The sequence below is a fragment of the Streptomyces sp. NBC_00483 genome (assembly GCF_036013745.1).
Classification (GTDB): domain Bacteria; phylum Actinomycetota; class Actinomycetes; order Streptomycetales; family Streptomycetaceae; genus Streptomyces.
The window spans coordinates 5,397,445-5,419,793 of the sequence record NZ_CP107880.1 but is presented as its reverse complement, the minus strand read 5'-3'; the positions used below and the strand labels follow the sequence as shown (position 1 = coordinate 5,419,793).

Annotated in this window: 23 protein-coding genes and 1 tRNA gene; 11 read left to right on the top strand and 13 right to left on the bottom strand. The window is 71.2% G+C overall.

The window, feature by feature from the left end; translation table 11 throughout:
• Positions 1-161: 161 nt before the first annotated feature.
• Positions 162-749, top strand: coding sequence for a flavin reductase family protein (locus OHA73_RS24295; RefSeq protein WP_267069665.1), 588 nt, complete (start codon positions 162-164; stop codon positions 747-749).
• A gap of 89 nt (positions 750-838) precedes the next feature.
• Here OHA73_RS24295 and arfB read toward each other — a convergent pair whose 3' ends face one another.
• Positions 839-1,264 (bottom strand): alternative ribosome rescue aminoacyl-tRNA hydrolase ArfB, encoded by a 426-nt coding sequence (arfB, locus tag OHA73_RS24290; RefSeq protein ID WP_266712573.1) that lies wholly within the window; start codon positions 1,262-1,264, stop codon positions 839-841.
• Between the two features lie 201 nt (positions 1,265-1,465).
• Between arfB and OHA73_RS24285 the strand changes: the two genes are divergently transcribed.
• A complete protein-coding gene (locus OHA73_RS24285) occupies positions 1,466-2,041 on the top strand; it encodes a TerD family protein (protein ID WP_266712572.1) in 576 nt (191 codons plus the stop codon).
• A gap of 212 nt (positions 2,042-2,253) precedes the next feature.
• Positions 2,254-3,897, top strand: coding sequence for a M4 family metallopeptidase (locus OHA73_RS24280; RefSeq protein WP_443063120.1), 1,644 nt, complete (start codon positions 2,254-2,256; stop codon positions 3,895-3,897).
• Here the strand turns inward: OHA73_RS24280 and OHA73_RS24275 are convergent.
• From OHA73_RS24275 to OHA73_RS24260, 4 genes are all read right to left on the bottom strand, one after another.
• Positions 3,890-5,314, bottom strand: a complete 1,425-nt coding sequence (locus OHA73_RS24275; protein WP_327656115.1) for a M1 family metallopeptidase — start codon at positions 5,312-5,314, stop codon at positions 3,890-3,892. The two genes, OHA73_RS24280 and OHA73_RS24275, sit on opposite strands and share 8 nt — an antisense overlap.
• Positions 5,315-5,376: 62 nt before the next feature.
• Positions 5,377-6,492 carry a YncE family protein gene (locus tag OHA73_RS24270; RefSeq protein WP_443063119.1) on the bottom strand — a complete coding sequence of 372 codons (1,116 nt, stop codon included), beginning with the start codon at positions 6,490-6,492 and terminating at the stop codon, positions 5,377-5,379.
• Between the two features lie 5 nt (positions 6,493-6,497).
• The gene (locus OHA73_RS24265) at positions 6,498-7,100 is read right to left on the bottom strand and encodes an ankyrin repeat domain-containing protein (RefSeq protein ID WP_327656113.1); all 603 of its coding nucleotides are present in this window, start codon (positions 7,098-7,100) and stop codon (positions 6,498-6,500) included.
• Between the two features lie 129 nt (positions 7,101-7,229).
• Positions 7,230-7,799: a GlcG/HbpS family heme-binding protein gene (locus OHA73_RS24260; protein WP_327656112.1), complete on the bottom strand. Its 570-nt coding sequence runs from the start codon at positions 7,797-7,799 to the stop codon at positions 7,230-7,232.
• Positions 7,800-8,129: 330 nt separating this feature from the next.
• Between OHA73_RS24260 and OHA73_RS24255 the strand changes: the two genes are divergently transcribed.
• The 3 genes from OHA73_RS24255 to OHA73_RS24245 all read left to right on the top strand — a co-directional run bounded on the left by OHA73_RS24255 (position 8,130) and on the right by OHA73_RS24245 (position 10,607).
• The gene (locus tag OHA73_RS24255) at positions 8,130-9,272 is read left to right on the top strand and encodes a sensor histidine kinase (RefSeq protein ID WP_266718753.1); all 1,143 of its coding nucleotides are present in this window, start codon (positions 8,130-8,132) and stop codon (positions 9,270-9,272) included.
• Between the two features lie 132 nt (positions 9,273-9,404).
• Complete coding sequence (locus OHA73_RS24250) at positions 9,405-10,052, top strand: response regulator transcription factor (protein ID WP_327656111.1); 648 nt, start codon at positions 9,405-9,407, stop codon at positions 10,050-10,052.
• A gap of 54 nt (positions 10,053-10,106) precedes the next feature.
• Positions 10,107-10,607 carry a hypothetical protein gene (locus OHA73_RS24245; RefSeq protein WP_327656110.1) on the top strand — a complete coding sequence of 167 codons (501 nt, stop codon included), beginning with the start codon at positions 10,107-10,109 and terminating at the stop codon, positions 10,605-10,607.
• Between the two features lie 24 nt (positions 10,608-10,631).
• On the opposite strand, the gene OHA73_RS24240 is transcribed toward OHA73_RS24245, so the two are convergent.
• Positions 10,632-11,342, bottom strand: coding sequence for a pentapeptide repeat-containing protein (locus OHA73_RS24240; RefSeq protein ID WP_327656109.1), 711 nt, complete (start codon positions 11,340-11,342; stop codon positions 10,632-10,634).
• Between the two features lie 231 nt (positions 11,343-11,573).
• Between OHA73_RS24240 and OHA73_RS24235 the strand changes: the two genes are divergently transcribed.
• Both OHA73_RS24235 and OHA73_RS24230 read left to right on the top strand, forming a co-directional pair.
• Positions 11,574-12,782, top strand: coding sequence for an NAD(P)-binding protein (locus OHA73_RS24235; protein WP_327656108.1), 1,209 nt, complete (start codon positions 11,574-11,576; stop codon positions 12,780-12,782).
• A 71-nt stretch (positions 12,783-12,853) separates the two neighbouring features.
• Positions 12,854-13,870, top strand: coding sequence for a zinc-binding dehydrogenase (locus OHA73_RS24230; protein WP_327656107.1), 1,017 nt, complete (start codon positions 12,854-12,856; stop codon positions 13,868-13,870).
• Between the two features lie 15 nt (positions 13,871-13,885).
• Here the strand turns inward: OHA73_RS24230 and OHA73_RS24225 are convergent, their stop codons facing one another.
• Positions 13,886-14,380: a nuclear transport factor 2 family protein gene (locus tag OHA73_RS24225; RefSeq protein WP_327656106.1), complete on the bottom strand. Its 495-nt coding sequence runs from the start codon at positions 14,378-14,380 to the stop codon at positions 13,886-13,888.
• A 119-nt stretch (positions 14,381-14,499) separates the two neighbouring features.
• Between OHA73_RS24225 and OHA73_RS24220 the strand changes: the two genes are divergently transcribed.
• On the top strand, positions 14,500-15,054 hold the full coding sequence (locus OHA73_RS24220) for a TetR/AcrR family transcriptional regulator (RefSeq protein ID WP_327656105.1): 555 nt from the start codon (positions 14,500-14,502) through the stop codon (positions 15,052-15,054).
• 52 nt (positions 15,055-15,106) lie between these two features.
• Here OHA73_RS24220 and OHA73_RS24215 read toward each other — a convergent pair whose 3' ends face one another.
• Genes OHA73_RS24215 through OHA73_RS24200 form a run of 4 tightly spaced genes read right to left on the bottom strand, consistent with a single transcriptional unit; the run spans position 15,107 to position 18,268 of the window.
• Positions 15,107-16,015 carry a bifunctional helix-turn-helix transcriptional regulator/GNAT family N-acetyltransferase gene (locus tag OHA73_RS24215; protein ID WP_327656104.1) on the bottom strand — a complete coding sequence of 303 codons (909 nt, stop codon included), beginning with the start codon at positions 16,013-16,015 and terminating at the stop codon, positions 15,107-15,109.
• 38 nt (positions 16,016-16,053) lie between these two features.
• A complete protein-coding gene (locus OHA73_RS24210) occupies positions 16,054-16,530 on the bottom strand; it encodes a GNAT family N-acetyltransferase (RefSeq protein WP_266712559.1) in 477 nt (158 codons plus the stop codon).
• A gap of 56 nt (positions 16,531-16,586) precedes the next feature.
• Complete coding sequence (locus OHA73_RS24205) at positions 16,587-17,474, bottom strand: aminoglycoside phosphotransferase family protein (protein WP_327656103.1); 888 nt, start codon at positions 17,472-17,474, stop codon at positions 16,587-16,589.
• Positions 17,475-17,512: 38 nt separating this feature from the next.
• Positions 17,513-18,268, bottom strand: a complete 756-nt coding sequence (locus OHA73_RS24200) for a DsbA family protein (RefSeq protein ID WP_327656102.1) — start codon at positions 18,266-18,268, stop codon at positions 17,513-17,515.
• A gap of 117 nt (positions 18,269-18,385) precedes the next feature.
• On the opposite strand from OHA73_RS24200, the gene OHA73_RS24195 reads away from it, so the two are divergent.
• Entirely contained in the window at positions 18,386-19,819 is a 1,434-nt protein-coding gene (locus OHA73_RS24195; RefSeq protein WP_267069678.1) for an NAD(P)/FAD-dependent oxidoreductase, read from the top strand.
• Between the two features lie 63 nt (positions 19,820-19,882).
• Here the strand turns inward: OHA73_RS24195 and OHA73_RS24190 are convergent, their stop codons facing one another.
• Complete coding sequence (locus OHA73_RS24190) at positions 19,883-20,656, bottom strand: MHYT domain-containing protein (RefSeq protein ID WP_327656101.1); 774 nt, start codon at positions 20,654-20,656, stop codon at positions 19,883-19,885.
• A gap of 200 nt (positions 20,657-20,856) precedes the next feature.
• Positions 20,857-20,933, bottom strand: a tRNA-Thr gene (locus OHA73_RS24185).
• A gap of 225 nt (positions 20,934-21,158) precedes the next feature.
• Here OHA73_RS24185 and OHA73_RS24180 point away from each other — a divergent pair.
• Positions 21,159-22,295 (top strand): ABC transporter ATP-binding protein, encoded by a 1,137-nt coding sequence (locus tag OHA73_RS24180; RefSeq protein WP_266712554.1) that lies wholly within the window; start codon positions 21,159-21,161, stop codon positions 22,293-22,295.
• Positions 22,296-22,349 lie beyond the last annotated feature (54 nt).

Below are 22,349 nucleotides of genomic sequence, written 5' to 3'. Positions count from 1 at the left end.
GGCTCCTGTGACTCAAGTCACAGCAGGAGATGAAGGGTTGGGGCACCTCACCGGGTGGGTTCTGTGTGTTTCCTGAACACGAACCGCGCCCATGGTCCTAGGACCGGCCTCGGCCATCGGCCCGATGCGGGGCGCGTGACGCCGGGGCTAGCGTTAAAGGCGTGTTGAAGACGTCCCCTGCCACTTCGGTCCCCTCCCCCACGGCCGCCACGGCCCCCTCCGGGCATGCTGAGGGGGTGAGCAACGACGAGTTCCGTGCCGCCCTGTCCCGCCTGGCCGCAGGCGTCGTCCTCCTGACCGCCTACGAGCCGCCGCTCACGCCCGACGGGCCGCCCGGCGAGGACTCGGGCATGACGGCGACGGCCTTCATGTCCGTCTCCCTCGACCCGCCCCTGGTGATGGTGTCGCTGCGCAACAGCTCCCGGATGGACGACCTCCTGGACGACCAGCCCCTGTGGGCGGTCTCGGTCCTGTCCGAATCCCAGAGCCACATCGCGGGCCGCTTCGCCATGAAGGGCCGCCTCAGCGACCGCCTCCTGTTCCAGGACATCCCTTACGTACGCGGCGAGCACACGGGGGCTCCGCTGGTGGGTGGGGCGTTGGCGACGCTGGAGTGCCGCACGGAGAACACGGTCGTGGCGGGCGACCACACGCTGGTCATCGGCCGGGTGCTGAGCGCGGCGCTGCCGAGCGCGGAGGGCGGGCCGCTGATGTACTTCCGCGGCCGCTACCGGAACCTGGGCAAATAAAGCCCCTGCGGCGATTGAGCAGCGGGGTATGGGGCAGAGCCCCAAGCCCAGCCCCGGCTACCCGGCGAGTGCCTCGGGGCTCAAGTGGCCTACCAGTCCCGGCCCGAGCGGCCGCGTTTCGTGTCGGAGCGGGCCTTCTTCTGGCGGAGGCGGCGTTCGTTGACGCCGCGCGACACCCGCGTGGGCCGCCTCGGCTTCGGCGGCGGCGCGGTGGCCTCCGCCAAGAGCGCCGCGAGCCGCACCACGGCCACCTCCCGGTTGCGCCACTGCGACCGATGCTCCGAGGCCCGTACGGAGATCACGCCACCCACGAGCCGCGGAGCGAGCCGCTCCAGGGCCCGCTCCTTCCACACGCGCGGCAGCGCCTCCGTGGCCGCGAGGTCGAAGCGCACCTCCGCCGCCGAGTCGGACGTGTTCACGTGCTGCCCGCCCGGCCCGGACGACCGCGAGAAACGCCAAAGGAGCTCGGCCTCCGGGAGGACGACCGAACCGCGGATGGGATAGGGACCGGACATGCGTCCATGGTCGCGCGTCCGTACGGTCCGCGTCACCCGTATTTCCCGGCCCCGCGGACCTCCCGCGACGCCCGGGTAAAGAAAGTAAAGAGACCTGGAACCTTCCCCACCCCTCACGGCGTTGCTAGGGGTACGAGTAGCTTCGGCTGCACACGTACAACCATGTACGTCCGTATTTAACGAGGGAAGGACTCCCGAACCATGGCTGTAAGCCTGTCCAAGGGTGGCAACGTCTCGCTCACCAAGGAGGCTCCGGGCCTGACCGCTGTCACCGTGGGCCTCGGCTGGGACGTCCGCACCACCACGGGTACCGACTTCGACCTCGACGCGTCGGCCATCGCGGTCAACCCCGAGGGCAAGGTCTACTCGGACGGTCACTTCGTCTTCTTCAACAACAAGCAGACGCCGGACCAGTCGATCGTCCACACCGGCGACAACCGCTCCGGCGAGGGCGCGGGCGACGACGAGGCGATCAACGTCAACCTCCAGGCGCTGCCCGCCGACGTCGACAAGATCGTTTTCCCGGTCTCGATCTACGACGCCGAGACCCGCACCCAGAACTTCGGCCAGGTCCGCAACGCGTACATCCGCATTGTGAACCAGGCCGGCGGCACGGAGATCGCCCGCTACGACCTCTCCGAGGACGCCGCGACCGAGACCGCGATGGTCTTCGGCGAGCTGTACCGCAATGGCGCCGAGTGGAAGTTCCGCGCCGTGGGCCAGGGCTACGCCTCGGGCCTCGTCGGCATCGCGCAGGACTTCGGCGTGAACGTCTGAGCCACCGCTGAGCGGTAGCCACCACTGAGCCCCGGCCATCGGCCGGGGCTCAGTGCTGTTCCCTGCGGGTCCGAATCGGCCACCACCCATCGATTAACGGACAATCACCCGCGCCATTCGGACACGAACCGGCAAAGTTTTGTCAGGTATCTGCCATCGAGCTGATCGCAGGTGCCACTCTCCCTCCGAACCCCCCACATACCCCACCCCACATGGGTACTGAAGGAGTCCGAGTGAGAATCCGCTCTACAGCTCCCCGCTTCGCCGCCCTCGTCGCGTCCGCCGCCATGGTGGTCGTCGGCGTCCAGGCAGGCACCTCGGCCAACGCCGCCACCGATCGTGCGGCAGGCGCGACGGCGCTCCCCCTCAGCGCCTCGCAACGGGCGACCGCCCTGAAGGACGCGCAGGCCGAAACCCCCACAACCGAACGCCAGTTGAAGCTCGCAGACGGCGAGAAGCTGGTGGCCCGCGACGTCGTCAAGGACGCCGACGGCACCACCCACACCCGCTACGAGCGCACCTTCGACGGGCTGCCCGTCCTCGGCGGCGACCTCGTCGTGCACACCGCGAAGGGTGGCGACCTCAAGGGCACCACCAAGGCGCGCAAGGGCTCCATATCCGTGGCGTCCACGGACGCCGCCACCGGAACCGCCGCCGCGAAGAAGTCCGCGAAGTCCGCCGCCGGGAAATCGGTCAAGGGCGCCACCGCCGGCTCCGCGCACAAGGTCGTCTGGGCCGCCGACGCGGGCAAGGCACCCACCCTCGCGTACGAGACCGTCGTCAAGGGCACCCAACACGACGGCACGCCCAGCGAGTTGCACGTCATCACCGACGCCGACAGCGGCAAGGTGCTCTACAAGTACCAGGCCATCGAGAACGGCACGGGCGCCAGCGAGTACAGCGGCTCCGTCACCGTCGGCTCGACCGCCGCGTCCGGCGGCTACGACCTCGTCGACGGCGAGCGCGGCGGCCACAAGACGTACGACCTGAAGGGCGGCACGTCCGGCACCGGCACCCTCTTCCACGACGCCGACGACAAGTGGGGCGACGGCACCGCCGCGGACCGGCAGACCGCCGCCGTCGACGCCGCCTACGGGGCCGCCGAGACCTGGGACTTCTACAAGGAGTCCCTGAACCGCAGCGGCATCGCGGGCGACGGCAAGGCCGCGTACTCCCGCGTCCACTACGGCAACGCGTACGTCAACGCGTTCTGGGACGACAGCTGCTTCTGCATGACGTACGGCGACGGCATCGACAACAAGAACCCGCTCACCGCGCTCGACGTCGCCGCGCACGAGATGAGCCACGGCCTGACCGCCGCCACGGCGAACCTCAACTACAGCAAGGAGTCCGGCGGCCTCAACGAGGCGACGTCCGACATCTTCGGTACCGCGGTGGAGTTCTACGCGAACAACTCCACGGACGTCGGCGACTACCTCATCGGCGAGAAGATCGACATCAACGGTGACGGCAGCCCGCTGCGCTACATGGACAAGCCGAGCAAGGACGGCAAGTCCGCCGACGCCTGGTCGAGCTCCACGGGCGGCCTCGACGTGCACTACTCGTCGGGCGTCGCCAACCACTTCTTCTACCTGCTCAGCGAGGGCAGCGGAAAGAAGACGATCAACGGGGTGGACTACGACTCGCCCACGTCCGACGGCTCCACCGTCACCGGCATCGGCCGGGACAAGGCCGTGCAGATCTGGTACAAGGCGCTCTCCACGTACATGACGTCCACGACCGACTACGCGGCGGCGCGCGCGGCCACCATCAAGGCGGCCGGTGACCTGTACGGCGCGAGCGGCGCGGAGGCCACCGCGGTCGCCGCCGCCTGGAAGGCCGTGAACGTCAACTAGCCGACTCCGGCTTGCCGTTCCCGTACAGCCAGGACTCCCAGACCCCGGCAAGGGCCTCGCCCTTGCCGGGGTTCTTGCGCTCCACGTAGGCCGTGAAGTCGTCCGTGTCGGCGTTCTTGTACTTGTGGTCCGTCGGCCAACTCCTCAACAGAGCAAAGAATTTGGTGTCGCCGATCGCCTCGCGGACCTTCTGCAGCACCATCGCGCCGCGCTCGTAGACCGGGGAGTCGGAGAGGTGCGCGGCGTTCGGCGGCTCCGCGGGCGGGAAGGCCCAGACACCGTCGCTCGCGGGCCGCTTCGCGATCGCCTCGAAGGTCTGCCGCGCCGTGTCCCCGCCGTGGTCCTCGTCCCACAGCCACTCCGCGTACGTCGCGAAGCCCTCGTTCAGCCACATGTCGCGCCACGACTTCGGGGTGACCGAATCGCCGTACCACTGGTGCGCCAACTCGTGGACGAGCAGGCCGACATCGGGGGCACCGGGAAAGACGGGCCGGGTCTGGGTCTCCAGGGCGTAGCCCACGTCCCCGGCCCGGTCGACGATCGCGCCGGTGGACGAGAACGGGTACGCGCCGAACCGCTCCGCCTCCCAGTCGAGGACCTCCGGCAGCCGGGCGAGAACCTTCGCGCTCGCCTTCGCCTCGTCCGGGTCGACGGCGGTGTACACGGGAATCCCGGCGGGCGTGCGGCCCCGCTCCGTCTCGAACCTTCCGATGGCCACGGTCGCCAGATAGCTCGCCATCGGCTGCCGCATCCGCCAGTCGTAGGCGGTGCGCCGACCGTCGGACGACCGCTTCGCGCTCCTCAACTCCCCGTTGGACACTGCCTGTACGCCGACGGGGACCGTGATCCGGATGTCGTACGTCGCCTTGTCCGAGGGGTGGTGGTTGCCGGGGAACCAGGCCATGGAGCCGGTCGGTTCGCCGAGGCCGAGCGCGCCGTCGGCGGTGCGCAGCCAGCCCTCGCCCGTGCCGTCCGGGTCGGTGATCGTGACGGGTTCGCCGTCGTAGCGGACGGTGGTGCGGAAGGTGTGCCCCTTGGGGAGCTCGTCGTGCGGCCGCACGGTCACCTCGCGACCGGCGCGGCTGGCCACGGCCTTCTCGCCGTCGACGGTGACCTCCCGCACCGTCAGACCTCTGAGGTCCAGGTTGAACGCGCTGAGCGCCTTACCCGCGGTCGCGGTGATCTCGGCGGTGCCGGACAGGTGGTGGGTGTCCGGGTCGTAGTCGAGATCGAGGGCGTAGTGGCCGACGTCGTAGCCGCCGTTCCCGAGCTTGGGGAAGTAGGGGTCTCGCAGGCCCGAGGCGCCGGGGGTGCCGTGGACGCCGCCGTCGCACGCGGCGACGGTGGCGAGGACGGTGAAGAGGGCGACGGGGAGTCGGAGTCGGGATCTGGGTCGGGATCTGGGTCGGCGGCGCACGCCGTGATCTTATGACCCCATTGCCCCGGTACGGGCGCCGCGCCGATTCACCGCCGCGGCGCCTACAGGACGGCGATCCCCAACGGCCTTTCCCCCGCGGCCAGTCGGCGGGTGTCGCCGCTGTCGATGTCGACGACGGTGATGCCGTTCCAGTAGCCGTCGCGGGTGAAGCCGCCGGTGACGTACGCGGTCCTGCCGTCGTCGGAGACGGCGACGTCCTCGTGCGGCCCGTCGAGCGGCACGACCTTCTCCTTGCCGCCGGGCGCCCGAATGGTGAGCGAGGGCCCCTCGTCCTCGGACGGGTCGATGGGCCCCGTGCCGACGGCGAGGAGCGTCCCGTCGGGAGTGATCGTGACGCCGTGCTGGTGCGTGTTGGCGGTCATCCGCTCGACGGTCGAGCGGCCGGTGTCCGGGTCGACCACGACGAGCTTCTCGCCCTCGAAGGGGAGGAGCAGCTTGCCGTCGGAGGGGCGGACGGCGGCGTAGTGCGGCTTCAGCCACGAACCGAGGCCGCCCTCGGTGCCGTACGGGGCGACCTCGATGCGGCGGGTGTCGCCGCCGCGGGTGTCGAGGACGGTGACGTCGAAGGAGTCGTGATCGGTGGCGTACACCTGGCGCCCGTCGCGCGACACGTCGACGTCGAAGGGCCGCCGGCCGACGGAGGCGGTGTCGGTGACCTTCTCGGTCCTGGTGTCGATGGTCTCCAACGCCCCGTTCCCGTCAGGGATGTTGACCCCCACGTACGCGTGCTCGCCGTCGGGCGCGAGGGCGATGCCCATGCCGCCGCCGCGGTACTCGCCGTCGGTGACCGGGCCGAGGCCCTCGGTCTCGTACGGGATGAGGGCCTCGCGCTCACGGCTGTCCGTGTCGACGACGGCGACGCCCTCGGCGGTGGCGACCCAGGCCCGACCGTCGTCACCGACGACGAGCCCGTACGGGGCGTGGCCGACCTCGACCGAGTCGAAGGTGCCCTTGCCGGGGGCCGGGTCGACGAAGGACACGGTGTCGGAGCCGAAGTCGGCGACGAGGAGGGTGCCGTCGGGGGTCTCGGCGCCATCGGGGTTCTCGGGAGCCTTCTTGGCGGGGGAACTCGCCTTATCCGCTGAGGAGTTGGTGTCGTCCTGCGTCGCGCCGCACCCGGTCGCGAGGACCGCGACGGCGATCGCCGCGAGGACCACGCGCCTCACCGTACGGCCCCCAACAGGCCGGCGATCTCGGTGAAGCCGCGGCGCTCGGCGTGCTCGAGGGGAGTCGTGCCGTCGCCGTCGGGCAGGTCGGGGCTCGCGCCCGCCGTGATGAGCAGCTCGACGATCTCCTGGTGCGCGCGGCCACCGTCGCCGAGGATCACGGCCTCCAACAGGGCGGTCCAGCCAAGCCGGTTGACGTGGTCGACGTCGATGTCGGTCTCGCGGAGCACGGCGCGCACGTAGTCGACGTGGCCGCGTTCGGAGGCCGGGATGACGGAGATGCCGCCGAACCGGTTGGTGACCTTCAGGTCGGGGCGGGCGGGCAGCAGGGCGCGCATCATCTCCACGGAGCCGGTGACACCGGTGGCGAGCCACGCGCTGTCGTCCCGGTCGTCCTGGGCGTTCGCGTCGGCCCCGGCCTCGACGAGTGCCTCTGCGGCGGCGACGTGATCGTTGAGGGAGGCCAGGAGGAGCGGCGTACGACGGTGCGCGTCGCGGGCCTCGACATCGGCGCCCGCCGCGAGGGCGGCCCGAACGGCGTCGGCGTCGCCCTGAGCGGCGGCGACGAGGAGCGTTCGGTTGTTCTCGGTGTGCTGCATGGTGCGACTCCACATCCGGGTGAGCATTTCAAGCCCCGCTTTGGGACGAGACTCGCGGGGTCCGGGGCAGAGCCCCGAGGCCGCAACACCGTTGCCGGTGTCACGGCCCCGAGACGGCATCCACGTGTCCTACTTGAGCGTCGCGACCCCCGCCTGGGCGAACTTCTCATCCTGGTCCCCCGAGGGCGCACCCGCGACACCGATCCCCGCGATGGGCCCACCGTCGGAGACAACCGGCGCCCCACCCGCGAGGAACAACGTGCCGGGGATGTCCTTCAGGTTCGGCGTCTGCTCGAGCCGCTTCGTCAGCTCGGACGTGGGCGCGTTCCAGGACACCGCGGTGTACGCCTTCTTCACGGCGGACTCCGGCGACTGCGGCCCCGCACCGTCACCACGCAGCTCGACGATCGTGTTGCCGTTGCGGTCGACGACGGCGACGGAGACCTTCTGGTTCTCCTTCTTCGCGGCCTTCAGGACGGCCTCCGCGGCGTCGGTCGCGGCGCCCACGGTGAGGTGCTTGGACTCGAAGGTGTTGCCGGCCTTCGCGGCAGCGGGCTTGGCAGCGGCGGCCTGCGCGGCCGGCTCCGCGTCCGCGGCGCTCGCCGAGTACGCGCCGAACCCGCCGAGAGCGATGGCGGCGGCGAGGGTGGTGCCGGTGACGACGCGGGTGCGCTTCGAGATCTTCTTGGCGTGCTGCATGGGAACGACTCCTGGGTGAAGGGGGAGGGTGCGAGTAGAGGGAGGAGAGTTCGATCGGGAGGCCGTTTGCCGTTCCTGCCGTCCCGCTCTGCCTTCAATCCTGGGTCCGGAACCGCCCCTCACCCGTCGACGGACCGGCTGGAGGCGGCGCGCCGGGCGGTCGACATCGGGGTCATCCGATCGGTTGACCCCAGGGGCGTACAACCCGGTGACAATGGGATTGTTTGCCCAGGTCGACGCCGTGAAGGAGGCGCAGGAACCGTGCCATGGAACCGGGCCGCACGCGCCGACGAGGCCTACGACGCGGACATCCGCCGCCTCACCACGGTCATGCACGCCGCGTTCTTCCTGCTGCTCGCCGTGGCCCTGGCCCGCTTCCTGCTGCGCCACCCGCACGGCACGCGCACCCCGTGGATCATCGCGCTCTCCGTGGTCGTGGCCCTGCTGTACGGGGCCGGGCTCGTGCGGGGACTCGCGGAGCGGGCCACGGCGGGGCAACGGGTGTGGCTGACGCTGGTGGTCGTGGTGTGGGTGGTGCTCGTGGTGCTCGCGCCGAGCTTCGCGTGGTGCGCGGTACCGCTCTTCTACACGGGCCTGCGTACGTTGCCGACCCGCCCCGCGCTCGTCCTGGTGGGGCTCCTGGCGGTGCTCGTCATCCTCGCCCAACTGCGGCTCGCCGGCCGCTGGGACCCGGACCTGGTGCTCGGCCCGCCGGCCGTCGTGGTGATCGCCACCGCCGTGTTCCTGCAGATGAAACGGCAGGCCGCGCGCCAGCGGGACCTCATCGACGACCTGATCCGCACCCGCCGCGAACTCGCCGCGTCCGAACGCCGCGAGGGCACGCTCGCCGAGCGGCAGCGGCTCTCCATGGAGATCCACGACACCCTCGCGCAGGGCCTGTCCAGCCAGCAGATGCTGTTGCAGGCGGCGCAGCGGGTGTGGGAGGCCGACCCCGGCAAGGCCCGCGCCCATGTCGGCACGGCCGCGTCGATCGCCGAGCACAACCTCACCGAGGCGCGCCGCTTCGTGCACGATCTGGCGCCCGCCGACCTGGCGCGTGGTCTGACGGAGGCGTTGCGGGCCGTGGCCGCGCGGGAGTCCGGCGACCGGCTCACCGTCCAGGTCCGCGTCGACGACGACGGGCGCGCGGACCGGCTGCCCGACCGGGTGCAGTCGGCGCTGCTGCGGATCGCGCAGGGCGCGCTGGCCAACGTACGGGAGCACTCCGGGGCCCGGAGCGCGGCGCTCACGCTGACGTTGCTCGACGACCAGGTCGTGCTGGACGTCGCCGACGACGGGCGGGGGTTCGATCCGGCCGCGCTTCCCGCGGGGGCCTCCGGCGTGCGGGGACACGGGCTTCCGGCGATCCGGGCGCGGGTGCGGCAGCTGGGTGGGACGTTGTCGCTCGAGTCCGCGCCGGGGGAGGGAGCGGTGGTCTCCGCCGCGATTCCGTTGTCGCCACGGGGGCCGTAGGAGTTCTGTCGCGGGCAACGGGGCCGACGTCACGGGGCTCTGCCCCGGACCCCGCCGGCTCTCGTCCCAGAGCGGGGCTTTAATTGCCCACCCGCCGCAGAGGCCCGACCGACTCGAACCGGAGCTCACCCCATGACCCAGCCCATCCGCATCCTCCTCTGTGACGACCACGTCGTCGTTCGTGCCGGGTTGTTGGCGTTGCTCGACAGTGCGGCGGGCATCGAGGTCGTCGGGGAGGCCGGTACCGGGGAGGAGGCGATCGCGCTCGCCGCGCAGCTCCGGCCCGACGTCGTCCTCATGGACCTGCAACTGGGCGAGGGCATGGACGGCGTGGAGACGACCCGCCGCCTCACCACCGACCCGGACACCCCGGCCGCCGGGCACCGCCCCCACGTCCTCGTTCTGACCACGTACGACACCGACGCCGACATCACCCGCGCCATCGAGGCGGGCGCGACGGGCTATCTGCTCAAGGCGGAGCGGCCCGAGGAGCTGTTCGCCGCGATCCACGCGGCCGCGGAGGGCCGCACCGCGCTGTCCGCCCCGGTGGCCAGCCGCGTCATGGCCAATATGCGCAAGCCGCGGCCCACCCTCACCGACCGCGAGCGCGACATCCTCGCCCAGCTGGCGCACGGCCTCGGCAACCGGGAGATCGCCAAGGCCCTGTTCATCAGCGAGGCCACGGTCAAGACCCACCTGGGCCGCATCTACGACAAGCTCGGCGTGGACACCCGGGCCGGCGCCGTCTCGGTCGCGAAGGAGCAGCGCCTGCTGCCGTGACCTGCCGCCGCTCCGGTGCGGCCCCGCTCCCCCGCCCGTGACACCATCACGTACGTGCTCGACATCGGTTACGCCCTCTCCCGCCGCTTCCCGGACCCGCCGCAGACGGACTACCGGCGCGCGGACGTCCGCGCGCTGCGCCACGACCTGTTCAGCGGTGACGTGTACCTGGCCGACACCAAGGCCGACCGGGAGCTGTCCACAGCCTGGGGATGGGTGCCGGTGCTCGACTTCGCGTGGGCGCTGTGCGACATCGTCGAGCAGCTGGACCGGGACCCGCGCGGCAGCCGCTCCGCCACTCCCCAGCACGCCGAGCTGGACTTCACGGAGTCCAGCGACTGCATGCTCTTCGAGCGCCGCTTCGGCTGGGTCGACGTCGAGGCCGACTGGATGCCGACCGAGGAGCCCCCGCTGACCTTCTCCCACTCCGAACTGCGCCGCGAGGCCCGGGACTTCCTGCACGACCTGCTCGCCGACCTCACGGACATGCACGAGGACCTGGCCGACAACCCGGCCCTGTGGGACCTCCAGGCCCGCTACCCCCGGCTCCCGTAGCCACGGCAACGCCGGAAGACGGCCCTACTCCACCCGCACCCCCAGCTCCGCCGCGAACACCCCGGCCAGATCCATGAGTTGGGCCGGTGAGATCACCGCGCCGCCCAGCCTGTCCACGCCCCGCGCGATCCCCAGCTCCGCCGCGTCCCGCAGGTCGACGTCCGCCAGGGTCGCCGCCGAGAAGTCGGCGCCCTTCAGCACGCAGCCCGCGAACTCCACGCGCTCCAGGCGCGCGCCCCCGAAGTCCGGCTCCACGAGCACGCATCCGTCGAACACGACGTCCTTGAGGCGCGCCTTCCGCAGGTTCAGGTAGTCGATCTTCCCGCCCCTGATCACCACCCGCTCCAGCGCCGCCCCGTGCAGCTGCACCCCGCCGAGCCGGGCGTCGACCACCTCCACGTCCCGCAGCGTCGCCTCCGCCAGGTCCGTGCCCACACCTCGTACGTCAGTCAGCACGGAGTCGATGAATCTGGCCCGCGCGAGACCCGCCTCGTCGAGCGCGCACGCCGCCAGCGCGCAGTCCATGAACCGCGCCCCGATCCCCTCCTGCCCGGCGAAGTCGACGTCCCGGAACTCCACCCCGTCGTAGTCCCCGTCGGGTTCGAGGCCGCGCCCCGCCCACGGCGCCAACGGAGGCAGCCGCACCTGGGGCCGCCGCGCCTTCTTCACCTTCGCCGAACCTTTGGCCGAGGCCTGTCCCGCAGCCCGGCCCGCACCACCATGCCTGTCGCTCATGACCCCATGCTGCCCGGCCCCACTGACAATCCCGGGCCACCCCCAAGTGACCTGCGCAAACAGCGCGATGTCACATCCGCGCCCGCCCCGCACGTCGTATCCGTGAAGGCCCTTCGCACGACGGGTCACGCACGCAGCCACCCATACGAAACCGATCACCCAGCCGCACGGCAGCCGTACAGCACCGATCACGCCTCCGTCCGGAACCGATCCCACAGCCAGGAGCCGCACATGCGCCCCACGCACTCCACGCACCCCACTCGCCCCACCCCCACCCTCACCGTCATCGGCGGCGGCCTCGCCGGGCTGACCGCCGCGATCACCGCGGCGGAGGCGGGCGCGCGCGTCACCCTGCACGAAGCGCACCACACCCTCGGCGGCCGGGCCCGCACCGCCGAGGGCACCTACCTCACCCACGAAGGCCCGCACGCCCTCTACAACGGCGGCCCGCACTGGACCTGGCTGCGGCAGCGCGAGCTGCTCGGACCGCTCGCCCCGATCCCGCCGCTCGAAGGCGCCCGGCTGCGCTTCCACCGCGACGGCGCGCTGCGCCGCACCCCGCCCGCGGCCCTGCTCCGCCTCCTGCGCCACCGGCCCGAACGCGCCCCTGTGGACGAGGACTTCACCGGCTGGGCCACCCGCGTCGCGGGCCCGGACGCCGCCCGCGCCGCCGCCAACTACACGGCCGTCGCCCTGTTCCACCACGACCCCGGATCGCTCTCGGCCCGCTTCGTCCAGGAGCGCCTGCGCCGCACCGCCAAGGTGCCGCCCGAGGCCCAGTACCCGGTCGGCGGCTGGTCCTCGGTCATCGACCGGATGGCGTCCCGCGCGTGGAACCTCGGCGTACGCATGGAGACCCTGAGCCGGATCGACACCGTGCCCACCGACACCCCCGTCGTCGTCGCGACCTCGCTCGACGCCGCCCGCAGGCTCCTCCAGGACCCCTCCCTGACCTGGGACAGCGGCCGTACGACACTGATCGACCTGGCCGTCCGTACCCGCCGCGGCGACGCCTTCGCGGTGTCGGGCCTCGACTTCCCGGCCTGGCTCGAACGGTTCACCGCACAGGACAAGTCCCTCGCCCCGCACGGCGAGAGCCTGATCCAGGGCCAGGTCCCGATCGCGCCCGACGAGTCCAAGGCGGACGGTTCCGTACGCGCCGACGGCCTGCTCGACCTCGCGTTCCCCGGCTGGCGCGAGCGCACGACCTGGCGCCGCGACGCCCTCGCCCAGGGGCGCACAGGAGCCCTCGACCGCCCCGGCACGACGTGGCGCGACCGCCCCGCGATCGACCGCGGCGAGGGCGTCTACCTGGCGGGCGACATGGTGGCGGCGCCCGGCGTGCTCTCCGAGGTCTCCTTCACCAGCGCCATCGAGGCGACGACGCTGGCGCTGCGGCGGCCCGCCCTCACCCGCGGCCTTGACCTCAACCGAGCTTGAGGTCGAAGACTGGCGCGCAGGCCGCTCGTACAGGTCGGGGCGGCATCGCACACCGCCCACCAGGAGCTGCCATGCACGCCATCCGCCTGCACGCCTTCGGCCCCGCAGAGAACCTCACGTACGAAAAGGTCGAGGACCCCGAGCCGGGCCCCGGTCAGGTGCGGATCGCGGTCGAGGCCGCGGGCGTGCACCTGATCGACACCGCGTTCCGCTCCGGCGTACAGGGACCGCTGCCCGCCCTCCCCGAGCTGCCCACGATCCCCGGCCGCGAGGTCGCCGGCACCGTCGAGTCGCTCGGCCCGGACACCGACCCCGCCTGGCTCGGCAAGAAGGCCGTCGCCCACCTCGGCATGGTCCCCGGCGGCTACGCCGAGCTCGCCGTCACGGACGCGGACCGCCTCCACGAACTCCCGGCGACCCTGGACCCGGCAGGCGCCGTCGCCATGATCGGCACGGGCCGCACGGCGCTCGGCATCCTGAACTTCACCACCGTCACCCCCGACACGGTCGCCCTCGTCCCCGCGGCCGCGGGCGGCATCGGCACGCTCCTCGTGCAGTACGTGAAGCACGCGGGCGGCACCGTGATCGGCCTGGCGGGCGGCCCGGCGAAGACGGCGGCGGTCGAGGCGAACGGCGCCGACCTCGCCCTCGACTACAACGACCCCAACTGGCCGGAACAGGCAAGGGAGTTCCTCGACCTGCGCGGCCTCCCCGCCGCCACCGTCCTCTTCGACGGAGTCGGCGGCCCGACGACCGCCCGCGCCCTCGGCCTCCTCGGCCCCGGCGGCCACCACCTCATCTTCGGCTGGTCCGCCCAGGGCATCGGCTCCGACGAGGGCCCCCACCTCCTCGACGACACCGAACTCACGCGCCGCGGCCTCACCCAGGAACAGGTCCTCGGCCCGCCGATGATGCGCAAGGCCAGCGGCGACAACCCGATGCGTACCCTCGAACTCGCCGCCCTCGACCACGCGGCCCGCGGCATCCTCACCCCCGCCGTCCACCGCTTCCCCCTCAAGGAAGCAGCGGCCGCACACCACGCCCTGGAGACACGCGGCACGACGGGCAAGGTGGTCCTGGAGCCGTGACCGGCGCGCGCCCCCTCAGGCCGCGGCCGCCTCCAACTCCTTGACGTACTCAGGCAGGATCCCGAAGAACGCGGCGAACATGCCGTGGTGGTGATAGTCGTGCGTCTCGACGAGCCTGCCGTCGGAGCGGCGGCCACGGGCGACGATCACGTTGGGGTGCGCGAAGGTGCGGCCGGTGGCGTGGACGTGCCCCTCGATGGTGTATTCGGCGATCGCCACCTCGGGGTCGTCGGTGCTCCACACCTTCAGGTCGCGCACGGTGCGCGAGAAGCGGTCGAGGGGCGCGCGGTCGAAGTGCTCGGCGAGTTCGTCGAGCCCCTCCCAGCGCGTGTGCTCGCCGACGCCGAAGGCATGGCTGACCACGACGTCGTCGGCGTAGATCTCGCGGATCGGGGCGAAGTCGCCGCTCCCGACCATGCCGATGAGCGCACGGAGCGAATCGGCGACGGAACGAGGTGCGTCGGAACTGGGTGCGGTGGAACGGGGTGCGGCTGCGGAAGAACCTGACATGGGTGTACCCCTTCGGTAAGGCGGAACCTAGAATCGGAGTCCTCACTCCCCTTACGTTCCCGACGTTACGGACTGGGCACTCCGGTTGTCAACGGACGCCCGCGGAAAGGAAGTTGGCCATGCGCGCGGACGCCCGGAGGAATCGCGAACGGCTCCTGGAAGCCGCGGAGAAGGTGTTCGCGGAGCGCGGCACGTCCGCGGCGACCGAGGAGGTCGCGAAGGCGGCCGGGGTCGGCGTCGGCACGCTCTTCCGCCACTTCCCCACGAAGGAAGCGCTGTTGGAGGCGGTCTTCCGGGCCCGCATGGACGCGGCTGCGGACCGGATGGAGCGCCTGCTGGCGGCGGACGATCCGGGCGCCGCGTTCCGCGAGATGTTCCTGGGGAACGTGGCGGAGTCGAGTCGAAAGAGCGCCTACATAGAGGCACTTGCCGCGGCGGGCATCCGCGTTGACGTCACGTCCGATGCCACCAGACCTCGGATTCACGCGACCCTGGAGGCGCTGCTGCGGCGGGCCCAGGAGGCCGGCGCGGTACGGACGGACGTCGGACCGGACGACGTCATCGCGCTGCTGGTCGGCGCGGCACGCGCGGCCGAGCACGCGGAGAGCGCGGGCGGCGGCGCGGCGGCCCGCACCCGCGCGGCGGAGATGATCCTCGACGGACTGATGCGCTGACTCCGGGTGCACTGACCCAGGAGTCGCCAACAGGCCCCGCCCTCCCCGCCGTTCAGCCCACCCGCTTCTCGAACCAATGGTGCGCGTACGGCTCGTCGTTGAAGGCCGCGACCTCCTCGAAGCCGTACGCGCGATACAGCCCGATGGCCTCGCCGAGCGCCTTGTTGGTGTCCAGGCGCAGCAGTCCGGCGCCGTGCCGGGCGGCCCGCGTCTCCATCTCCGCCAGGAAGCGGCGGGCGAGGCCGAGGCCCCTGACCCGCGGCGCCACCCACATGCGCTTCACCTCGGCCGCGCCGCCCGGCGGAAGCTTGAGACCGGCGCAGCCGACCGGCTCCCCGTGCAGCCTCGCCACGACGAACTGTCCGTGCGGGGGCCGGAGTTCACCGGCGTCGGGCAGGAGGCTGTGCGCCGGGTCGAAGCCCGTGTCGAACCGCTCCTGGAGCTCGGCGAAGTAGCCGCGCAGGCACAGCTCGGCGTCGGGGTGGTCCGGCGCGACGTCGTCCAGCGTGACCGTGCCGGCCGTGAGCAGCCGGTCCACCTCGGCCATGGCGGCGACCAGGCGGCCGCGCTGTGCCGGGCTCAGCGGCGCGAGCAGCGATCCCGCGGCCTCGTCGCTGCGGCGGTCGAGCACGGTCCACTCGTCGCGCCCCCGCTCCGTGAGCCGCGCGGTACGCACCCGCCGGTCCCGCTCCAGCGGCTCCACCGCCACGAGGCCGTCCGCCTCCAGGGCGCGCAGCAGCCGGCTGACGTACCCGGAGTCGAGCCCGAGCCGCTCCCGCAGCCTCCGCACGTCGAGCGGCGCTCCGGCCTCGCCGATCTCCCAGAGCAGCCGCGCCTGCCCGTAGGGCCGCTCGGTGCCGTGGAACCGCTCCTGGAGCACGCCGACGCGCTCGCTGACGACGCGGTTGAACCGCCGTACCCGCGCGACGTCGCCGACGCCGCCGTCCTCGCTCTCACGCATTCTCTGACCTTAGTCAGAGAATGCGTCCGCGCGCCACCCTACGCGGCACCCACCGCCTTCAGCGCCTCGTCCGTCAGCCGGTACACCGTCCACTCGTCCTGCGGCCGCGCGCCCATCGCCTCGTAGAACTCGATGGACGGGGTGTTCCAGTTCAGCACCGACCACTCCAGGCGCTCGTACCCCCGCTCCACGCAGAGCCGCGCCAGCTCCGTGAGCAGCGCCTTGCCGTGGCCGCCGCCGCGCGCCGAGGGGCGTACGTACAGGTCCTCCAGGTAGATGCCGTGCACGCCGCGCCACGTCGAGAAGTTCAGGAACCACAGCGAGAAGCCGACCGGCTCACCGGTCTCCGTGTCCTCGGCGATGTGCGCGTACGCCGCCGGGCGCTCGCCGAACAGCGCCTCGCGCAGCTGCTCCTCGCTCGCCCGCGCCTCGTGCAGCGCCTTCTCGTAGTCGGCGAGCTCGCGGATCATGGCGTGGATGACGGGGACGTCGGCGGGGGTGGCGGTACGAATCATGGCGGCAGACTAATGCGCGGCACTGACACCCGGCCGCGCAGGACCAGTCGCCCTGACTAACCGCTGAGCCCCGTACGCAGCCGCCGCGCGATCTCCAGGTCAACTGCCCCCAGCTCCCGCCCGTCCTCGATGTCCCACAACGCGTTCTGCAACACCCGGCCCAGCGTCCACGCCCGCGCCCGCGCCCGGTCGAGCCCGAGGACCCCGCTCATCGCGTCGAACCGCCACACCGTCTCCTGCGGCTCGTAGCGGTTGTTCAGCGCGGGCCACAGGTCGAAGCCGGGGTCGCCGGCCAGCGGCTTCGGGTCGATCGCCAGCCACGGTTCGCGCTCGGCGGCCAGCACGTTGTCGAAGTGCAGGTCCCAGTGCAGCAGCCGGTCCCCGGACTCGTCCACGACCTCCCGCACCGCGGCCGCGCAGTCGGCGAGCAGCGCGCGCTCGGCCGGGTCGGCCACCCGGCGCAGCGCGTCCGGGGCGTCCGCGAGCATCCGCGCGGCGATGTCGGAGAGCCGCCGTATGCCCTCCGGTGCGGGCCCCGCCGTCAGCCGCGCGAGCAGCTCGGCGATCACCGTGACGGCCTTGCGCGAGTCCTCCACGTCGCTCAACATCCGCGCGGAGTCGAGCCGTTCGAGCAGCATCGTGCCCGTTCCGTCGTCGTACGCGAGGAGCCGCACGGCGCCGTCGCCGTCCCACGCCCGCAGCGCGACGGGCTCGCCCTCGGTCTCCTCGTCGAGCACCTGGAACTTGAGGGCGGCCGGCCGCCCGCCGCCCACCACGGGCACGACGAGCGCGGCCATCCCGTGCATCAGCGGCCCGTCGACCGTCAGCTCCCAGCGCTCCAAAAACTCGTCCACGCGCGCGGGCAGCGCCGCGACGAACGCGCGGCCCGCCTCACCCGCGTACGCGTGCTGCGACTCAACAAGGCCCACCGGTACGTCGATCACGCCCGCGACCCTAAGTCCTGCACCGCCCTCAAGGCCCGTCAATTACCGGGAACACCAGCGTCCTTGAGGATCTCCTCGAAGGCGTCCTCGTCGTACATCGCCTTCTCCGGGGTCACCTTGTCGCCGTCCACGTAGACCGTCGGCGTGCCCTCGATCCCGTCGGCGCGGAACTTCTTCATCGCCGCGTCCACGAAGTCCCGGTACTTCATGTCCCGCACGGCTCCGTCGAACGCGGAGGAGCGCAGCCCGTCGACCGTGTCGGCAATCTTCAGCAGGAAGTCGTCCGTGTACGCGTCCGTGGTCTCGTCGGCGGGCTGGTTCGCGAAGACGGCCGAGTGGTACACGGGGAACTTCCCGGCCTCCACGGAGGCGCGCAGCGCGTTGGCGGCCTTCACCGAGCCGTGGCCGTTCAGGTTCTCGTCGAGGAACGAGGCGATGACGTACTCGACCTTCACGTCCCCGTCGGCCACCGGGCCGGTCAGCGCCTCGGCGCCGCCCTGCTCGAACTTCTTGCAGTACGGGCAGCGCGGGTCCTCGTACACCTTGACCGTGTGCGGGGCCTTCGCGTCGCCCACGACGATCACGTCGTCGCCGTCCATGCGCGCGTCCAGCTCCGCCAGGTCATCGGCGTTCTCGGCAGCCTTCACGGAGGGGGTCGCCGAGGCCGACACGGAGGCCGAGGCCCCGCCACCGTCGCCCTCGTCACCACCACAGGCCGTGACCGCCACCCCGAGCACGACGACCGCCACCGCCGCGACCCAGGGCCGCGCCGAAACCCTCGCTCCTACGTCCACGATCCGGCTCCCACTCACCGTGCGCTCGTCCAGCGATCACCCCAGAGGCGACATATGCCACGAAACCATCACCTCACCCCTCCCGCATTCCGCCGCCGCCCAGTAACGTCCCGCGCCATGAGCAACGGCATCAGCGGCCCCGGTGGCCCTCGCGACACCACCGGCACCATCAACGGCGGCATATCGTTCTGGTACGCGGACGACGGCATTCCGCTCACCCGCGATCCCCTGCCCGGCGACGCGAGCGCCGACGTCGTCATCGTCGGCGGCGGCTACACGGGCCTGTGGACGGCGTACTACCTGAAGAAGGCCGCCCCGTTCCTGCGGATCACGGTCCTTGAACAGAAGTTCTGCGGCTACGGAGCCTCCGGCCGCAACGGCGGCTGGCTCTACAACGGCATCGCGGGCCGCGACCGCTACGCCAAACTGCACGGCCACGACGGAGCGGTCCGCCTCCAGCAGGCCATGAACGAGACCGTCACCGAGGTCATCGACGTGGCCCGCGCCGAGTCCATCGACGCGGACATCCACCACGGCGGCGTACTCGAAGTCGCCTACACCCCCGCCCAGTTGACGCGCCTCAAGTCCTTCCACGAAACGGAACTCACCTACGGTGAGAAGGACCGCACCCTGCACGGCGCCCGCGAGACCGCCGACCGCATCCGCGTCGCCGGCGCCGTCGGCTCGACCTGGACCCCGCACGGCGCCCGCCTGCACCCGGTGAAACTCCTCAAGGGCCTGGCGAAAGCCGTCGAAGCCCTCGGCGTCACGATCCACGAGTCGACCCCCGTCACGGAGATCAAGCCCAAGCACGCCATCACGCCCTACGGCACCGTCCGCGCGCCCTACATCCTGCGCTGCACGGAGGGCTTCACCGCCTCCCTCAAGGGCCAGCGCCGCACCTGGCTCCCCATGAACTCCTCCATGATCGCCACGGAGCCGTTGTCGGCGTCGCAGTGGGAATCCATCGGCTGGGAGGGCCGCGAAACCCTCGGCGACATGGCCCACGCCTACATGTACGCCCAGCGCACGGCGGACGACCGCATCGCCCTCGGCGGCCGCGGCGTCCCCTACCGCTACGCCTCCCGCACGGACAACGACGGCCGCACGCAGCCCAAGACCATCGAGGCGCTGTACGAGATCCTGACCCGCTTCTTCCCCCAGCTCGCCGGCGTCCGGGTCGACCACGCCTGGTCCGGCGTCCTCGGCGTCCCCCGCGACTGGTGCGCCACCGTCACCCTCGACCGCTCGACGGGCCTCGGCTGGGCGGGCGGCTACGTAGGTTCCGGCGTCGCCACGACCAACCTCGCGGCCCGCACCCTCCGGGATCTGGTCCAACAGGACTCCGGCCAGTCAGGACCCACCGACCTCACCACGCTCCCCTGGGCCAACCACAAGGTCCGCAAGTGGGAACCGGAACCCTTCCGCTGGCTCGGCGTCCACGGCATGTACGCCACGTACTACGCGGCGGACCGCCGCGAACTGACCACCCACACCGCGGACTCCTCCCGCCTGGCGAAGTGGGCGGACAAGGTGGCGGGACGAGGCTGACGCGAGCCGGCGACTCCCGTGTCCAGCCGCCCAACCGGACGGCTGGACGCGGGAGTTACTCCCTCAGGGCGCGCCTGCGATCCGCCGGGCAGGACGGCGTTCCGGCTCGTCGTCACCCATGATCAGCATCGGGTCGAACATGACGATGACCGCGGCGAGGACGAGCACGACGAGCGGCCCGATGAGCAGGGCCAGCACGCCGATGGCCGTGGAACCGACGGCATCCACACCATGGGTGAGGTGCACGTCGACCGCGGCCATCCCGGTGTAGTGCATCCCGGTCACCGCGATACCCATGACCACACTCGCCCCGAGACTGGCGAGAAACCCCTGGATCGTGATGGCGGCCCACAGCGCGGCGGTCGCCGCGACGACGGCGATCACCACGGAGAGCGCCACCACGCCGGGGTCGTAGGAGAGCGAGCCGTTCATGCGCATGGCGGCCATGCCCAAGTAGTGCATGCCGGCGACCCCGAACCCGGTGAACACACCGGCGGTGAGCAGCGGCCCCGGACGCGTCCCGAGATAGCCGACGGTGAAGACACCCACGCCGACCACGAGGACGGCCGCCAGCAGGCTGAGGAACGTCAGCATGGTGTCGTACGAGATGGCGGCCCCGCTGACCTGGAAACCGAGCATGGCGATGAAGTGCATGGACCAGATCCCGCACCCGATGGACACCGCCCCGAGAGCGAGCCAGCCGGGCTTGCGCGACCGGTCGAGCGCGAGCGAACGCACCGTGCAACGCAGCCCGAGCGCGCTGCCGAGACAAGCCGTCAAGTACGCCGCGATCGGCGTGACCATTCCATAACTTAAGCCATCAATCGTGCCTTGCATTGAGCCAAGCCCCCCTGGCGTGATGAAGGTGAGATCGCGCGATGGATGTTCTGTGAACGAGCGAATCTAACCAGCATCGCTCCGGAACGAAAGAAACCGGGCACAACAGGCGCCCCACACCCAAGCCGGGCGCCCCCGCCCGCGCCGTACCCACTGAAAGACAAAACCCCAGGCCGGAAGGGTCCGTACCTGGGGTTCGATGGAGCCCCCTGTCGGATTCGAACCGACGACCTACGCATTACAAGTGCGTTGCTCTGGCCATCTGAGCTAAGGAGGCAGCCCGAGCAGTGTAACCAACACCGGCCGTGCACCCGTCGAAAATTTCCTCGAAGGTCACGTGTCCCGGGGTACTGACAAACCCACTGCCCGCCGCTTACAGTCCGAGCAGTTCACCCGCGTGGACTACACCAGTGCTACACCGCCGTGGCACCGCCATGGCGGCTCACCTTCTTTACAACGGATCGTCCGGCACGTTCCTGCCGGTGAAGGGGGCTTCACAGCCATGGCTTCTGTCACGTTCGACAAGGCGACCCGCGTCTACCCGGGTTCCACCAAGCCCGCGGTCGACGGCCTGGACATCGAGATCGAGGACGGCGAGTTCCTCGTCCTCGTCGGCCCGTCCGGCTGCGGAAAGTCGACCTCCCTGCGCATGCTCGCGGGTCTCGAGGACGTCAACGGCGGTGCGATCCGCATCGGTGACCGCGAGGTCACGCACCTGCCGCCGAAGGACCGGGACATCGCCATGGTGTTCCAGAACTACGCGCTGTACCCGCACATGTCCGTCGCCGACAACATGGGCTTCGCGCTCAAGATCGCCGGCGTGAACAAGGCGGAGATCCGCACGAAGGTCGAAGAGGCCGCGAAGATCCTCGACCTCACCGAGTACCTGGACCGCAAGCCGAAGGCCCTCTCCGGTGGTCAGCGTCAGCGTGTCGCCATGGGTCGCGCCATCGTGCGTGAGCCGCAGGTGTTCCTCATGGACGAGCCGCTGTCGAACCTCGACGCCAAGCTCCGTGTGTCCACGCGTACGCAGATCGCGTCGCTCCAGCGCCGTCTCGGCATCACCACCGTCTACGTCACCCACGACCAGGTCGAGGCCATGACGATGGGCGACCGTGTGGCGGTCCTCAAGGACGGTCTGCTGCAGCAGGTCGACACCCCGCGCAACATGTACGACCGCCCGGCCAACCTCTTCGTCGCCGGCTTCATCGGCTCCCCGGCCATGAACCTGGTCGAGGTCCCGATCACCGACGGCGGCGTGAAGTTCGGCAACTCGGTCGTCCCGATCGACCGCGAGGCCCTGAAGGCCGCCTCCGACAAGGGCGACCGCACGGTCCACGTCGGCGTCCGCCCCGAGCACTTCGACATCATCGAGACGAACAGCGAGGCCGCCAAGTCCCTCGCCAAGGACGTCTCGGACGCCCCGGCCGGCCTCGCCGTCTCCGTGAACGTGGTCGAGGAGCTCGGCGCCGACGGCTACGTCTACGGCGCTGCCGAGGTCGGCGGCGAGCACAAGGACCTCGTCGTCCGCGTGAACGGCCGCCAGGTGCCGGAGAAGGGCGCCCAGCTGCACGTCGTGCCGCGCGCCGGTGAGACCCACGTGTTCTCGTCCTCCACGGGCGAGCGCCTCTCCGACTGACGGACGGCCGACTGACGGACGGCCGCACAATCGGCCGCGAGGGCCCCGCACTTC